At 33.4% G+C, this 16,487-nt stretch carries 14 protein-coding genes; 4 read left to right on the forward strand and 10 right to left on the reverse strand.

The genetic code is table 11. The features are described 5' to 3' along the window. Window positions 1–35: 35 nt before the first annotated feature. Together Q0Y70_RS06970 and Q0Y70_RS06975 are read right to left on the reverse strand one after the other, a co-directional pair. Complete coding sequence (locus Q0Y70_RS06970) at window positions 36–1,040, reverse strand: serine hydrolase (protein ID WP_297818807.1); 1,005 nt, start codon at window positions 1,038–1,040, stop codon at window positions 36–38. A 56-nt stretch (window positions 1,041–1,096) separates the two neighbouring features. Then, entirely contained in the window at window positions 1,097–2,557 is a 1,461-nt protein-coding gene (locus Q0Y70_RS06975) for a PTS sugar transporter subunit IIC (protein WP_297818811.1), read from the reverse strand. A 197-nt stretch (window positions 2,558–2,754) separates the two neighbouring features. Here Q0Y70_RS06975 and Q0Y70_RS06980 point away from each other — a divergent pair, with 197 nt between their 5' ends. From Q0Y70_RS06980 to Q0Y70_RS06990, 3 genes are read left to right on the forward strand one after another with little or no spacing between them, the layout of a single operon-like run. After that, a complete protein-coding gene (locus Q0Y70_RS06980) occupies window positions 2,755–3,642 on the forward strand; it encodes a BadF/BadG/BcrA/BcrD ATPase family protein (protein ID WP_297818814.1) in 888 nt (295 codons plus the stop codon). 15 nt (window positions 3,643–3,657) lie between these two features. Then, window positions 3,658–4,749 (forward strand): DUF871 domain-containing protein, encoded by a 1,092-nt coding sequence (locus tag Q0Y70_RS06985; RefSeq protein ID WP_297818817.1) that lies wholly within the window; start codon window positions 3,658–3,660, stop codon window positions 4,747–4,749. Between the two features lie 2 nt (window positions 4,750–4,751). After that, the gene (locus tag Q0Y70_RS06990) at window positions 4,752–5,528 is read left to right on the forward strand and encodes an alpha/beta hydrolase family protein (RefSeq protein WP_297818820.1); all 777 of its coding nucleotides are present in this window, start codon (window positions 4,752–4,754) and stop codon (window positions 5,526–5,528) included. Between the two features lie 24 nt (window positions 5,529–5,552). Here the strand turns inward: Q0Y70_RS06990 and Q0Y70_RS06995 are convergent, their stop codons facing one another. Both Q0Y70_RS06995 and Q0Y70_RS07000 read right to left on the reverse strand, forming a co-directional pair. Then, window positions 5,553–6,434, reverse strand: coding sequence for a DegV family protein (locus Q0Y70_RS06995; RefSeq protein WP_297818823.1), 882 nt, complete (start codon window positions 6,432–6,434; stop codon window positions 5,553–5,555). Between the two features lie 103 nt (window positions 6,435–6,537). Next, on the reverse strand, window positions 6,538–6,957 hold the full coding sequence (locus Q0Y70_RS07000; protein ID WP_297818826.1) for a MarR family winged helix-turn-helix transcriptional regulator: 420 nt from the start codon (window positions 6,955–6,957) through the stop codon (window positions 6,538–6,540). 244 nt (window positions 6,958–7,201) lie between these two features. On the opposite strand from Q0Y70_RS07000, the gene Q0Y70_RS07005 reads away from it, so the two are divergent. Further along, a complete protein-coding gene (locus Q0Y70_RS07005) occupies window positions 7,202–8,893 on the forward strand; it encodes an NFACT family protein (protein WP_297818829.1) in 1,692 nt (563 codons plus the stop codon). Window positions 8,894–8,952: 59 nt separating this feature from the next. Here the strand turns inward: Q0Y70_RS07005 and Q0Y70_RS07010 are convergent, their stop codons facing one another. The 6 genes from Q0Y70_RS07010 to Q0Y70_RS07035 form a co-directional block, all read right to left on the reverse strand. Next, a complete protein-coding gene (locus Q0Y70_RS07010; RefSeq protein WP_297818831.1) occupies window positions 8,953–12,117 on the reverse strand; it encodes a carbamoyl phosphate synthase large subunit in 3,165 nt (1,054 codons plus the stop codon). Between the two features lie 3 nt (window positions 12,118–12,120). Then, a complete protein-coding gene (locus tag Q0Y70_RS07015; protein ID WP_297818834.1) occupies window positions 12,121–13,176 on the reverse strand; it encodes a carbamoyl phosphate synthase small subunit in 1,056 nt (351 codons plus the stop codon). 18 nt (window positions 13,177–13,194) lie between these two features. Next, the gene (locus Q0Y70_RS07020; protein ID WP_297818836.1) at window positions 13,195–14,106 is read right to left on the reverse strand and encodes an RluA family pseudouridine synthase; all 912 of its coding nucleotides are present in this window, start codon (window positions 14,104–14,106) and stop codon (window positions 13,195–13,197) included. 1 nt (window position 14,107) lies between these two features. Next, entirely contained in the window at window positions 14,108–14,581 is a 474-nt protein-coding gene (gene lspA, locus Q0Y70_RS07025) for a signal peptidase II (protein ID WP_297818839.1), read from the reverse strand. Next, on the reverse strand, window positions 14,581–16,254 hold the full coding sequence (locus tag Q0Y70_RS07030) for a formate--tetrahydrofolate ligase (protein ID WP_297818842.1): 1,674 nt from the start codon (window positions 16,252–16,254) through the stop codon (window positions 14,581–14,583). The genes lspA and Q0Y70_RS07030 overlap by 1 nt, the downstream gene beginning before the upstream one ends. Next, window positions 16,244–16,487: hypothetical protein (locus Q0Y70_RS07035; RefSeq protein WP_297818845.1), on the reverse strand; the 244-nt coding region annotated here is incomplete at its 5' end. The genes Q0Y70_RS07030 and Q0Y70_RS07035, both read right to left, overlap by 11 nt.

Genomic DNA, 16,487 nt, shown 5'->3' on the forward strand with positions numbered 1-16,487 from the left:
TTTGAGACTAATGCTTTTTCAATTCGACAAGATTATTAAATTAATTCAGGTTCTTGAAAAAATAAACCGATAGCTAACCGCCTAATTGGCAGCCATTTTTTATTTTCTCGAGTAGGAAAAACGCGATTCGTCAAACAGACAAAGTAAGTATTTTTATCCAGATCGATTGCAATACTAGTTCCTGTAAAACCCGTATGCCAAAGGGTATGATCATTCTTATTCCATCTCTGCCAGCCTAACGTCCTGCCCACAAAGTTAAAATCAAATAATTGTGCAATCGTATCCTCTTTTAAAATTTTTCGTCCCCCAAAGCTTCCGCCATTTAAATACATTTGACAAAAATTATCTAAATCATTTAAAGTCGCAAATAATCCCGCATTTCCAGATATCCCATTAAGTTTATAGGCAGTTTCATCATGCACTATTGCTTGTATCTGACCTCTTAGCTTGCTTTTTTCTGTTGGCACAAATAGTCGGGGATTCTTGTCTAAGTTAAATCCACTATTATTCATTTTTAGAGGCTTTAAAATATTGTTTGTAATGCTTTGATCAAAGGCTTCACCATCAATTTTTTCGATAATCATCCCTAATAAAATAAAATTCAAGTCAGAATAAATCATGTTTTGACCAGTTTTATAGATCAAATTTGTATCATAAATAGCCCGTATTACTGCATCCTTATCTAAAAAAGTCATCACATTATTTAAATCAGCTGGTAAGCCTGAATTATGCAACAGCAAATTCTCAATCTTAATATTAGAATAATGAAATTTGGGTAGATACTTGATCACCGGATCGTGTAAGCTTAATTGTTTACTTTCTATTAACTGTAAGATTCTAGTCGTCGTAGCAATTACTTTAGTTAGGGATGCAAGATCATAAATTGAATCTTCAGAGACTATATCTAAATCTTGATAAGTTTTAAAACCAAGATAGTGTTTTTCAAAAGTTTTCACCCCATGTAAACTATAAGATATTCCTGGTGTAGCCTTTTGCTTAAGTGCCTGATTGAATAATTCAAATATTTCTGTATTATACATTTTCTCTCCAAAATAAAAGTCTACTGATATTATTATTTCATCAGTAGACTTTCTTGTTAATCTCTTAATAAACTAGATTCACGTCTTTTAAAATGATTAAACCTGAAAAGTGATTTAAATTCCACACCTTTAAAGAAAGTAACACCACTTGACTCAGTATCTTCAACCTTAGCAAACTTTGAAGTAGTCGCATCATTTGCAGTATTTTCGGTATTTGAGTTAGCTGCTTTAACTTGAAGATCAGCTTGCTCTTTTTCAAATTGCTTCTTATCCCAAACTTTAAAGAATGGATAGTAAATCACAATTGAAATAATGATATTAATACATGAAAGTACAGCTGCTCGCCAGTCAAAACCAGTTGCCATATAAGCCCCAATTGGTCCTGGCAAAGTCCATGGTACAAGCGCAATTGTTCTTGAAACTAAGTGTAAAACAGTAGCAAAGTAAGTAATTGCACCAGTGAGCATTGGAGTCACAATAAATGGTATTGCAAAATATGGATTTAACACAATTGGCAAACCAAAGATAATTGGTTCATTAATGTTAAAAATACTTGGAATAATTACTGCTCTACCTAAAGTCTTACCAAATGATGATTTTGACATAAAGGCAAGTAAAATACATAAACCAATAATTGTACCAGAACCACCAATGTATACAAACCATTGGAAGAATTGCTCAGTCATAAATTTAGGCGCGTTTGCGGCCGTCACACCATGTGCAATTGCGGCCATATTGGCATCTAAGTTCTTATACCAGTATGGATAAATTGGTGTTGATGTAATTGCACCGTGAATACCAAAAATCCAAAATAGTGAGTTGAAAAATGGTGGCACAATTGAAGAAATAAAGTTATCTTTACCAAAGTTAGATAATGGTGAAAGAAGTGATAGTAAGCCGGCATTCAAGTCGAAATGAAGTACTTCTTTGATAATCCAGGCTAAAATAATGATAACCGAAGCTGGAATTAAAGAAACGAATGAGTTAGAAACTGCTGGTGGAACCCCATCTGGCATTTTGATAACTAAATTTCTTTCTTTGAACCAACGAATTATTTCTACTGAAAGCATAGAAACCAGCATTGCAGTAAACAAGCCTTGAGCTCCAAAGTTAGTAGATGGTAAGACTGTACCTTTTACCATTCCAGATAACTTAGCAGCTTTATCAGTCAAAGTACCTGGACTGACAGCTAAAATAAAGAATGCCATTGTCGCAATTGTAGCGCTTGAGTTACGGTCAATTTTATAATGATCGGCTAAAGCCGCAGCCATCGCATAACAAGAATATAGGGCCATCATCCCGATAGAAAATGTCACAGGAACTTGCAGAGCTGGTAGATATGGTGTAATAAATTTCTTCCATGAATCTACTGGAAATTGTGAAATAATCGTAAAGAATGATCCCACAATGGCCACTGGAATAATTACAGCCATTCCGTCTCTAATAGCAACAAAGTATCTATTCCCTGCTAATTTAGACATTTTCGCGGTGATTTTGGCAGCATTAAACTTTCCCATGTAATAACCCCCTCGAGAAAGAAAAAGCAAAAATCCCGTGTTTTTTTGCTGTAAATGTATACGCTAACATTTACATACATAAGTATAGCGCTATCTTAACATAATAAACATAATATTTTTGGTATGTACCAAAATTGCTTAAACAACTAATTTAGTGATATCATGTAAACGTATACATGTTAAGAAAGGAAAAAACTATGGCTTATAGAATTGGGATTGATTCAGGTGGCACCCATGTTGTTGCCAGTCTTTATGATGAAAATAAACACTTAATTGCTTCTAGCACAAAAGGATCAGGCAATATTTTACTTAATCCTGAACAAACTGTAAAAAATATTCTGGCTTCAATCGAAAATGTTTTGCCTAATAAAGAAATAAATTGTTCACTAATCTTAGCCGGAATTGCAGGTCTAGAAACCATTTCAGATCCTCAACCCTATTTAGATAAAATTACTACATCACTCAAAAATATCTGCAATAATGTTCATTTTATCAGTGATGCTAAACTTGCCCTGATCAGCAATTTAAAAGGACAAGATGGTTTTTTAGCAATTGCTGGAACAGGCTCAATAGTTTATGGAAAGCAAAACAATAGATATTTAAGAAGCGGCGGTTGGGGATATTTATTAGGAGATTACGCTTCTGGTTATCGCATTAGTCAAGAAGCTCTAAGTAGTGCTCTAATTGTTTATGATGAAGGTGAAAAGTTTTCATTTACTCAAGAAATTTTTGACTTCTTCAAGGTTGCAAGTTATGAAGAATTAGTTGCTAAATATTATAAATTAACGCGACCTGAAATCGCCAAATTTGCGACAGTGGTAGATAAATTGGCAATAAGTGGTAATATTGATGCCGTCTTAATTTTAAAGCACCAAGCATCCCTTCTCGCTCACGAAATTACTAGTTTGATCAATCGTTATCAAGATAACATTACCCAAAATCTTGCCTTATCAGGTTCGGTTTTAAAGAACAGCTCGATTGTTCAAACAGAAGTTATTTCGCTCGTTCAGCGTTCCTATCCAGAAATGAAAATTATTATGAGCGACGAAAACAACAATTCAGCAGTAAATTACTATCAAAATTAATTGAAAGGTATCAATATGACAAAAAGACATCTTGGGTTATCCATTTACCCTGACCACAGTAAGTATGAGGATAATGCTAAGTATTTAGAATTGGGTCACAAATATGGCTTTAAGCGTATTTTCATGAGTATGCTTGAAGTACAAGGCACTGTTTTACAAACAAAAGAAAGATATAAAAAAATAATTGAATATAGTAATAAATTAGGTTTTCATACTTTCTTAGACGTTTCACCGAGAATTTTCAAAGAGCTTGGAATTGATTATAACGATCTCTCATTTTTCCATGAATTAGGAGCCTATGGTCTGCGTTTAGATCAAGCATTTGATGGCGCCACAGAGGCGATGATGTCTTATAATCCATATGGTCTTGTAATTGAGCTTAATATGAGCAATAACGTAGATTACTTGAACAATATTATTTCTTATCAAGCCAACACTCCTTTTATTTATGGCTGCCATAATTTCTATCCTCAAAAAGGAACAGCGCTGCCGTATGATTTCTTTATGGAATGTAATAAACGGTTTAAACATTTCGGTATCCACTCGGCCGCATTTGTTTCAAGCAGTGTAGGAAAAATGGGACCTTGGAATGTAACAGACGGTTTACCTACTTTAGAACAGGATAGATATTTGCCAATTCAGGTCCAAGCAAAACAACTTTGGGCAACAAATATGATTGATGATGTAATCATCGGGAATGCCTATGCAAGCGAAGCTGAATTAAAAGCTTTGTCCGAAGTTAACCCATATCAATTGCAGCTACATGTAAACTATGTGGACGCAGTAAATGAAATTGAAAAAACAATCGTTGAAAAGCCACAACATTTTCGTCGCGGCGACATGAACAGTATTGTTATCCGCTCTACTATGCCTAGAGTAACTTATAAAGAGATTCCTAATCCAGCTCATGATAATGAAGGTGAGTTCAAACGCGGGGATATTTTAATCGGGAATGATGGCTTTGGAATCTACAAAAATGAATTACAAATAGTCTTAAAGCCACATATGGAATCTAGAAAGAATAAAGTTGGTTCAATTGCCAAAGATGAGATCTTTTTACTCGACTTTATTAAACCTTGGACCAAGTTTAGGTTAACATCAAAATAATTATGTTAAATACAAGCAAAATAATCACAAGTAGTTTCTATTCCCCATCTTTAAAATTAGACTGGAATTATGCTGTCTATCTCCCAACAGACTTTGATCCCACCATTAATCACTCACTTTTATTGATGCTACACGGCATTTATGGAAACTATACTAACTTTATTGATGATAATCGAATAAACTCGCAACCTATATTAGATTCCTTAGAAGAAAAATATCATAAGCAAGCAATTGTAGTATTTGTCGACGGTTTTAACAGCTTTTATATTAATTCAGTATTTTGCCAAAAGATGCAAGACGCGATCATGCTTGATTTACTACCCTATTTGAAATCCAAGTTTAAGTTTGAATATCCTATCTCAATTGGCGGCATATCTATGGGTGGTTTTGGCAGTGCGAGATTGAGTTTACAATTCCCCAATAAGTTTAAAAGAGTAATTTTACTTTCTCCTGCAGTTTGGCAAGACAAGTTTTATCAACCTATCTTCAAAACTATCCACTGTTTCGGCGATGATAAATCAAATTGGAATATATCAACTTATCGCCAACTATTTCCAACTACTTATCTAAATCAAAATAATCGAAAGCTTGAATTCTTCGTTCGGACCAGTAAATATGATCAAGTAGTTGATATCAATGATGTAAGTAAATTTGTTCGATCTCTAACTGCTAATTATAATAACGTAAAATTTAAAATTGATACTTTCGGTAGACATAACTGGAATTACTGGAAACAAATTATTACCCCAGCTTATGAGTGGTTTTATGAGCAAAATTAAAAGAGCCAAAAGGCTCTTTTTTGTTTAGCTTAAATTCATTTTATCTGGATCTAAAATCCAAGTAATTCCAAGTGATTTTTCACCTAGGTGAGTAGCAACCACTGCATCAAAGTTAGCCATTTCAACGGGTTGATTCGGGAAAAGCTGTTTGAAATCATCGGCAACTTTTTGAGCTTGAGCTTCATCATTTGAATTATAAATTATAAATCTCAATTTATCTTTATATGGAGATTCATTAATTTGCTTGAAAGCAATTTCTTCACTCTTTTTAATTGCTCTCTTTAATGAGCGAACTTTATCAAAACTCTTAATTTCGTAGGTCTTTGAATCAAAAGTAAGCAATGGTTTGATTTGGAGCATAGTACCAATAAAAGCACTAGCATTACTCAAGCGACCACCACGAACTAAATTTTGAAGATCATCAACTACAAATAATACTCCAATTGATTTTCTCATTTTTTCTAAAGCAGAAAAAATATCATCAATGCTGGCATCATTTTTTGCCATCTTTGCGGCAGCAATCGTCATCATTCCCATGGTCCGGACTGTCATACCGGAATCAAAGGGATGTAAGTTAAATTCTGGATGGTTATGTGCGATATCTACTAAAGTATTGTAAAAGCCAGAAATTGCAGATGTCAAAGTAATAGTGATGATGGCATCATAACCTTCTTTATGAAGATTTTCAAAAATTTCCAGCATCTTACCTAAGGCTGGTTGTGAAGTCTTAGGAAAAGATGCGCCATTTCTTTGAGTTTCAAATAATTTATTTGCGTCAATATCTACCTTATCAAGGTATTCATGGTTATCGATAATAACTGGTATTGGAACAACTGTAATGTTGTTTTCCTTTGCTTCTTGAGCAGTGATATCACTTGTACTATCAGTTACGATTGCGATTTTCAATGCAAAAACCTACCTTAAATAAAAATTGCAGTACGACTGTACTGCATTTACTACTAGTCAAGTAAAAATTATAGCATAAGAAGTTACCTTTTTTAAGTAATATCTATATTTTGCTCTGATTATTCAACTTGCTAGCAAGAGTTACTAATTGTTTTGAAAAGTTATTTACCTCTTCATCGCTTAGATGGCTAAAAAGATCTTCTCGTATCTGATTCAGCTCATCTTTAAGCTCTATAACCTTTTTAAGTCCGTTTTTGTTTAATGATAGTAACTTACTTGAATCAGTTTTAGAGCGTGTTACATCAACTATTTCAAGGGTTCTTTTTTGATTAATTTGTCTACTTAAAGTCGACAAAGAAATATCAAGCTTATTTGCTAATTCACCCATTGTTAGTGGCTCATTGTTATTTGAATCAAAAAATAATAATAAACGTGTTTGAGATTGATTCAAACCACATTTTTGGTTAATGATTCGTTTGATTTCATCACTAATCAAACTAAAGTTCAAAATGTCTAAAGTCATTTTAAGTGTTTCCTTATAGTTAATTATAATTTTATTCTTATGCATCGTATATTTACATATAAGTGTGCTCGAATAGCCGAGTCTTACTAACTTATTCTATCTCAAGTCAGCTTATTTCACAAGCTTAAATCTGCTTTATGTGAAAATATCACAATATAATGTTATTATTTTCACAATATAGATATAGTTTGGTATCACAGCTAAAAATAGTATAATTAATAAGATAGTTTTACGAGGTGATTAAATGTCTTTTGATGGTTTATTTATACATAGTTTATTAATTAATCTAACGCCAAAATTGCTAAAAGCAAAACTGACAAAAATATACCAGCCCTTTGATAACGATTTAGTTCTTAATTTTCGAAAAGATAGAAAAAATAAAAAGCTCTTGATTTCGGCTAATGCCCAAAATCCCCGCTTTTACTTAACAAATGAAAATATAGTTAATCCTGATGTCGCCCCTACTTTCGTTATGGTCTTAAGAAAATACCTTGAAGGTTCAGTTTTGACTGATGTCAAACAGATCGGCGTTGAGCGAATAATTAATTTTCATTTCTCTAATCGCAATGAATTAGGTGACGAAGTACAATTAATTCTTTCAGTAGAGTTAATGGGAAAGCATAGTAACGTGATTCTTTATAACGCTACCGATAATAAAATTATCGATCTACTTAAAAGGATAAATCCTGATGAAAATAGAGCTCGCTTGCTTTTGCCTAAGGCGACTTATGAATTACCCCCACTTATTGAAGGATTAAATGGCTTTGATTTCAATCAGGAACTTTTTGAAGATTTAAAAAAGAAGTATCTTGAGCCAGCAGACTTTGTTAAACAATTCAATGGTTTAGATGGTGATGATCGCAGAGAATTCTTAGGATACTTGGAAGATGATTTCTCTTTTGAATCCTTTAAAACATTTTTTGCTCATTTTGATCATCCAAAAGGTTATGTTTTGCAAACCCCTAAACATAAAGACAAATTCTTTGTTTACCTACCCTATCATTTGGATTTAAACTTGATTAGCTCTAATGATGATGTCAATGCAGCTTTAGATGACTTTTATAAAGAACAGGCTAATCGACAATGGGTTCGTCAAAAGTCTAAGCAAATCGAAAATGTGGTTTCAAACGAGCAAAAGAAATTATCCAAAAAGTTAATTAAACTTAATAAGCAGCTTGATCAAGCTGAGAACTCTGAAAGTTATCGTATTAAAGGTGAGCTTCTAAATACTTATCTTCACGAAGTTAAAGCTGGGATGACCTCTATTTCGCTACCTAATTATTATGAAAATAATGAGCCACTTAAAATAAAACTTGATCCGGCTTTATCACCTGCTCGAAACGCACAAAAATACTTTACGCGTTACCAAAAATTAAGAAACTCAATAAAACATATTAATGAACAGCTAAGAATTACACAGGAAAATTTGGACTACTTTGATTCTGTTCAAACAGCTATTGATAATGCTGAACCCCAAGATATTGATGCGATCAAAGATGAACTTACTAATCAAGGATATCTAAAAAAGCAAAATACTCATCAAAGAAAGAAAAAGATTACTGAAAAGACCCTGAATGAATTCGAACTAGAAAATGGCGAAAAGGTTTTAGTAGGAAAAAACAACTATCAAAATGATTGGTTAACTTTGAAAAAGGCAAATAAGAACGATTATTGGTTCCACGTTAAAAATATCCCAGGATCTCACGTAATCTTACAAGATTCGAATCCAAGTGAAACTGATATAAAACAAGTTGCAGAAATTGCAGCCTACTTCTCAAAAGCTAAGCATTCTGCGCATGTACCAGTTGATTACGTTCAGGTAAAAAGAATTAAAAAACCAAACGGTGCCAAACCAGGTTTTGTCATCTATACAGGTCAACATTCAATTGAAGTTACTCCTGTCGAAGAAGAAGTATTAAGCAAACGAATCCATTAAAAAAAGACTATTTCATTTTTGAAATAGTCTTTTTACTTAACATAATTTTATTTATGTGCTTAAAGTGGCTGGGTGGTCATAGCCATCATCTCTAGAACTGTTAAGACATCTTCGGCAGATTGCAAACTAGAAAAAACAGGAATATGGGTGCTGAGTGCTTGATCTTTGATCATAATTGCATCCATACTTGCAGAGTCTGACAAATTGGTGATATTAATTATCATATTAATTCTATGTTGACTTATTTTTTCGAGCAAACTATTACTGCCTTGTTGGATCTTTTCAATAATTCCAGTCGTAATACCCTTTTCAGCTAAAATATTCGCTGTCCCTTCAGTAGCAAGCAAGCTGAATCCCAACTTGTGAAAGCGTGCAGCAATATCAATAGCTTTATTTTTTTCTGAATCTTTAACGGAGATAAAAACGGTCCCATACGATGGAATAACCAGGTTACTTGCTTCGTATCCTTTATATAAAGCAATTTCTAGCTTTCCCGCTTGTCCTATCACAGAACCAGAAGTCTTCATCTTAGAATCGAAAGTATTGTCGCTATGATAACTTAAGTAAGAAAATACTGGCATCTTGACATGAATTAAATCATTGGTTGGCCAAACATCATTAGCGCATCCCAATTCTTCCAAAGTTGCCCCAAGCAAAATCTTAGTTGCAAGAGCGGCGATATCTTGGTGAAGCGACTTACTTAAAAAAGCGACATTATGTCCAGCATAAGTTTTAATCTGTAATACGTATAACTGATCTTGAGAAAATAAAACATGTAGATTAATTGGTCCACGCAGATGCATTTGGTGGGCTATTTTTACCGCAGCTTCTCTTAAAATTCTTTGTTTATTTGAAGATAAGTTTTGGGGAGTAAAAACAGCAATGGAATCTGAAGCATGAGAGCCCGTTTGTTCAAAATGCTCAATAATGCCAGGAATAGTGACATTATCTCCATCAGAGATTACTGTAATTTCATACTTATCACCTTCAATAAACTTAGAGATTGTCATTTCATCAAGATCATTTTCAGAGATATACTTTTTCAAAGCTGGCATATCAAAGACAACAGCGGATTTTAGCTTTTTATGATTACTCATTCCGCCAATAAGTAACGGAAATTCATGTTTTGAAGCAAAATCTAAGATTTTGTCTTGACTCTCACAGTGAAGAGCTGGGACTGGATTAACGCCAGCATTTAATATTTGCTGGGTGCGATCTTGATTCAGAACCTCTTGAACGTTATCTTGACCGATAATCTTCAAGCCATGTGTTATCAAAGCCGTACGATACTGGTTAATTTGCTTTCCAGAAAACTGAGTTAAAACATATTTAATATTTTCTTTTCTCGCAACAGCTAAAATATTCTCTAAAGTGATAGATTCAAAATAAATTCGATCACAGACATCATATGAATTAGAAATACTTTCTGGATTATTAGAAATAATAATGGGACTAATCCCCTGCTCTTTCAATGTTTTTGCAGCATGATAAATCATGTAATCGAATTCACCAGTTAAAGAAACCTGAAAAGGCTTTAGGCCAATCAACAGACATTTTTTAGGAGTTTCAATAGGCGTAACTTCATTTTCGACTCCATAAGCACTATAGACAGCTTGTACTTTGGGCTTCTCTAAACCAGCTGTACCATCAATATCTATATAAGAAGGCTCGATATTATAATTTAATAGTAAATGTTCAATATCTTCTTCTGATTTATGCGAAATATGAGCAATTAATTTATCTGAAAAGCCATTAATTTTTGCCTTCAATAATAGATGCTCATCTAATTCTTGCTCTTTTAATTCCTTCATCAATAAAGTTAGATGATTTATTTTTTGAAGAAAAACTGGATGAATATGCAAAATTTGGTGTAAAGTGTTGTAATCCAGTCCCTTTGCTACCGATGCAAATAATACGATCAGATGATTTTCTTTATTTGCTTGGAGGTCTTTAATCAATTGTTCATCGTCTTTTTCAATTTCTCGCTCAAACACATGATAGTTATTAGCAAAATTAGTAGTAGCTTGAATAGCCTTCATAAATGCTGCTTCAAAACTCCGACCAATTCCAAGTGCTTGTCCACTCGAACTTGGTCTATTTCCTAATTTATAGTGATTATAACCCGATTCCACAAAAGACCAATATGGCAATTTCACACTACATGCATCTTTAATAGGCTCAATAGCAGCATTTAACCCTGATTGCGGATCAATAATTTCATTTAAATTATATCCTAGTGCTACCTTCGCTGTTACATAACCGATACTATAAATACCATTACGATATCCTAAGAGGGTGGTTTTAGTTAAGCGTGGTTTTACAGATAGGATTTTGTAATTAAAGTTCTCACCATCTTGCTTAACTGCAAAATGTACCACAATTGAACCATGAATATTTAAAATATTCGCAATTTTTCTTATACATCTGCGCAATTGCTGAATCTGATTGTTATTACGAGTTAAAATCGGCGAAACAAGTAGAGAATCTGCAGCATTTATTTTGACTGGCTCAAAGCTCCCAAGGCTGTTAAAGAAACAAAAGTTGCCGTTATTATCTCTCAAAACATCAAAGATTAACTCTTCCCAATTAGATAAATCTTCATTGAGAAAGTAGTTATCCCAATTAAAGTGATCTTGTAATTGTTGTTTTTCAAAATATAGTTTAACTTCGTCTATGCTTTTTAGACTTTCATGAACATCCGGACGATAATCTTCTTTTTTGGTTACGCGAAGTGGATAATGAGCATTCTTTAACTTTTCATCTATATTTTCTAAAGAATCAATTACCCATTGGTTAGAAACGGGTAAATTATTTTCAGATAAAAAATCATGGAAATGTTTGTTATCTTGAAGCTTTAAAGTCTGATCGTTCAAACTGAGCAAAGAGATATTCATATCATCCAAGATACCATCTTTTTGAAGCTGCTGAGTTAATTTGAGAGCTGGTTTCCCACCAAAAGCACTTAATAATGCATCGGGTTTTTCCATACGAATAATTCTTTTTACAAAAGTGAGTGTCATCGGCTCTAAATAAACATGCACATTTTTTCTAATATCAGTTTCGATCGTAGCTGGATTAGGATTAATTAGTACAATTTGCAGATTATCTTCACTAAGAGCCTTTAAAGCTTGTTCAGTCAATATATCCATTTCGGAAACTTCACCAACAATACTAGGCCCAGCACCAATTATTAATACTTTGTTAATTTCACTATGTAGCGGCATTCTTTACTCCATCATTTTTATAAATTGATCATAAATACTAATTGCATCAAAATTTCCAGGCGAGCCTTCTGGATTAAATGCAGTAGCCAAGACTTTTTCTTTCTTTAAACTAAATCCCGCAATCAAATCAGATTTTATATCATAAAATACTTTCGAAAAATTCAAAGATATATTTTCTGGCAAAACCAAAGTATCGATATTCATAGCTGTTTGCCAAATTTTATTGCTTGTTTGTTCAATTACAGGATAATTGCTGCCGTTATAAGGTGGTGTTAGATCAAAAAGTTCCATATCTAGATAATCAGCAATAGTTAAAAATCCCAGCCCTACACCTAAGATTGGAAGTTTTTTATAAAAATGGTCAAAAAGCGGTTTTAATTCGTTGCGAATCTCTTTTACATCGCTCGGACCGTTAGATAACACAATAGCATCAGGTCTAATATTGACAATGTCATAAATTGACGCATTATACGGTAAAACCACACTATTTATTTTTCTTAAAGAAAGTGAACGCAATAAAGAATGCTTTAATCCCAAATCAATTACTGCAACGGTCTTTCCAACATTTGGAGCTGCATAAGCATTTTTGGTGGAAATTTGGGAAGTTTTGTTCTTAGGAAGAACCAATGCCCTAATTTGATCAAAAGCATGATCATCATCTGTATCCATGATAGATGCTTTAATCACGCTTCTATCTTTCAACTTTTTGACAATTGCCCGTGTATCAACCCCATAAATTGCAGGGATCTTCTTTTCTTTTAGAAAATCATCTAAATCTTGAAAGCTACTACTCTGAGAAATATGAAAAGCGATATCATTAGCAATTATGCCTCGAACACTAGGATCAATTGACTCATAGTCAATTGCATTAATACCGCTTCCACCAATCATTGGGGTAGTAAAAGTTAATATTTTACCAAAATTAGCTGGATCAGAGATAGCTTCTTGATAGCCAAAATTGGCTGTTTGAATTGCGAGTTCGCCCGTTGAAATTGTTGTAGCACCGAAAGCATGGCCTTTAAAAGCGCTTCCGTCTTCTAAAATCAAATATCTTTTCATGCTATTGTCACTTCTTAATTATTTTGCTCCATCTCTAAGAATATCAATCTGTTTTTGGAAAATTTCCGGAACTGGAGCAGAAAATTCCAACCACTGATGAGTTCTTGGATGCTCGAATCCTAATGTTTTTGCATGCAAAAACTGACCATTTCCTTTTAACGTTTTTTTAGGTCCATATAATGGATCTCCTGCAATTGGATGGCCAATATAACGCATATGCACTCTTATTTGGTGAGTTCTGCCTGTTTCTAAAATACATTTGATTAATGAATAGCCGTGGAATTGTTCTAATACTTCAAAATGAGTTACAGCATGTTTTCCCTTTTCAGTAACAGCCATTTGTTTACGATTATTAGGATTTCGTCCAATTGGGGCATTTATCACACCCGTTTTAGTATCAAAATTTCCATGAACTATGGCTAGATACTCTCTTTTATTGGTCTTTTCGGCAAGCTGCTTCTCCAAACTTTCACGTGCTACATCATTTTTAGCAATCATTAATAAACCTGATGTATCCTTATCAATTCGATGTACAATGCCAGGTCTGAAGCCTTCAGAACTCTGCGATAATTCTTTAGTATGATAAAGAAGCCCGTTAACTAAAGTCTTATCGGGATGTCCAGCTGAAGGATGGACAACCATTCCTTGTGGCTTATTAACTACAATTACATCTTGATCTTCATAAATGATATCTAAATGCATATTTTGTGGTTGTAGAGATAATGGCTTTTTCGGAGGGATGAGAACGTCTACTTTATCTCCAGGAATTAATTTATAGGATGCTTTAACAACTTTATTGTTAACGCGAATATTTTCATCATCTATTAATTCTTGTACTCTTGTTCTACTTAACTCTTGAATTTCTTGAGCTAAGAACTTATCTAAGCGTCCCTGCTTACTGCTAATCGTAAATGAAAAGTTTTGTGGCATTTTATTTATCCTTAGTCTTATTATCAAAAAACAAAATATAAACAAATACTAAAATAATGCCCACCGTAATTGCACTATCAGCGATATTAAAAATATTAAAATTAATAAAATCCAGCTGGAACATATCAATTACATATTTCAAATGTAAACGATCGACAAAATTACCAACTATACCACCTAAAACCAGTGCTAACCCAGTATCAAATAATCCGTTTTCATATTTTGGATTGAATAAATAATAAATTACTACACCAATAGCAGCGATTGTAATTAGATAAAACAACCACATTTGACCTGACAAAATATTCCAAGCAGCGCCGTCATTTCTTAAATAATAGAATGACAAAACATGAGGAATTACGTTTTTAACTTCTCCCACATGCATATTGGTCACAATATAGTGTTTTAACCATTGGTCTAAAGCGACGACAAAAATTGAAATTAATAAATAAAGTACTTGTTTAGATTTTTTCATTAAAATAAACCAGATATCTTCCCATTATTATCAACATCAATATCTAAAGCAGCAGGATGCTTTGGTAAACCTGGCATATCTAAAATCTGTCCTGTTGAAACCACAATAAATCTTGCTCCATTTTTAAGTGCTAAATTTTTAACATGCAAAGTAAAGCCTTCTGGTGCTCCGAGTTGCTTTTTGTCATCGGTAAATGAAGCTTGAGTTTTTGCAATAATAACTGGTAACTTGTCTTTACCCATTTCTTCGATTTCTTTTAATTGCTCATTTGCTTTTTCAGAATATTCGATCTTATCTGCATGATAGATGTTTTTAGCAATCTTTTCAATCTTAGTTTTAACATCATCATTTGCGTCATATAAAGGTTTAAACTGACCACCCTTATCAGCTAACTCTACGAGCTTTTCAGCAGCTTCGATTCCACCTTGTGATCCCTGATCATGATATTGCACCACTTCACAATCAAATCCATCTTGCTTAACCAATTCTTGTAACTTTTCTAACTCAGCGGAAGTATCACTCTCAAATTTATTAATTAAAACTAAAACTGGGAGACCATATCTGGCCATATTTTCCATATGACGCTTTAAATTAGCGAACCCTTCTTCTAGTGCTTGAAGATTTTCCTGATCCAAATTATCAGTTGTCTTTTCAGATTGATATTTCAAAGCTCTCACTGTTGCAACCACCGCAACAGCATCAGGACGTTTATCTAGGTGTCTTGAAACAAAGTCCATAAACTTCTGCCCACCTAAATCAGCTCCAAAACCAGCTTCTGTTAAAACATAATCACTAACGTGCAGAGCAAAATTAGTAGCAATTACTGAGTTGGCCCCGTGAGCAATATTTGCAAATGGTCCCCCATGAACTAAAGCTGGAGTATGTTCCAAAGTTTGAACTAGATTAGGCTTTAATGCAGTTGAAAGTAATGCAGCTATAGCTCCTTGAAAACCTAAATCTTTTACAAAGATTGGCTTATTATCAGTTGAATAACCAACTAACATATCACCAATTCTTTGTTTTAAGTCATCAATATCAGTTGCCAAACATAAAATGGCCATTAACTCATTAGCTACAGTAATTGCAAAACTACTCTTGTGTTCAATCCCGTTAAAACGTGAACCTTGCGCAACTGTAATTTTTCTTAAACTACGGTCGTTGACGTCGATTCCCCGCTTTAACAGAATCTTATTTGGATCTAAATTAAGTTGATTATCCTGATACAAATAATTATCAACCAAAGCTGCTAATGTATCGATAGCGCTAGTTAAGGCATGCATATCCCCGGTAAAATGAAGATTTATATCTTCCATTGGAATAATCTGAGAATAACCACCACCAGTGGCTCCTCCCTTCAAACCAAATACCGGTCCCATTGATGGTTCTCTAAGAGCAATCATTGCATTTTTATGTAATTGATTTCTGAATGCATCGCCTAATCCAATAGTAATAGTTGATTTTCCTTCTCCAGCTGGCGTTGGAGAAATAGAGGTTACTAAGATTAACTTACCTAATTTAGAATTATCTTTTCGTTCATTCAGAGCTCGCCAGCTAATTTTAGCTTTATCGTTGCCATACAATTCAATCTCATCATTATCTAAACCAATCTTTTTAGCGATTTCTTGAATTGGTAATTCTTTAGTATTTTGAGCAATTTTTATATCAGTTTCCATTGGTATTCTTCTTTCTTTTGATAGTTAAAACATAATAATTTTGATATTGATCTTTAATTTTATAAATCTCGAAAGCATGCCAATGATACATTGATTGTAGATTTGAAACTTGTGTTTTTCTTCGATAAGGGAGCTTTAAGTAAATTTTTTTATTTTTTTCTTCAAAATATGAACAAATTAAGGTATAAATCAACAAAATTCCAAAAAGACTACATAGTATCAAACTAGGTATA

This window comes from uncultured Lactobacillus sp. (genome assembly GCF_947367085.1).
GTDB lineage: Bacteria > Bacillota > Bacilli > Lactobacillales > Lactobacillaceae > Lactobacillus.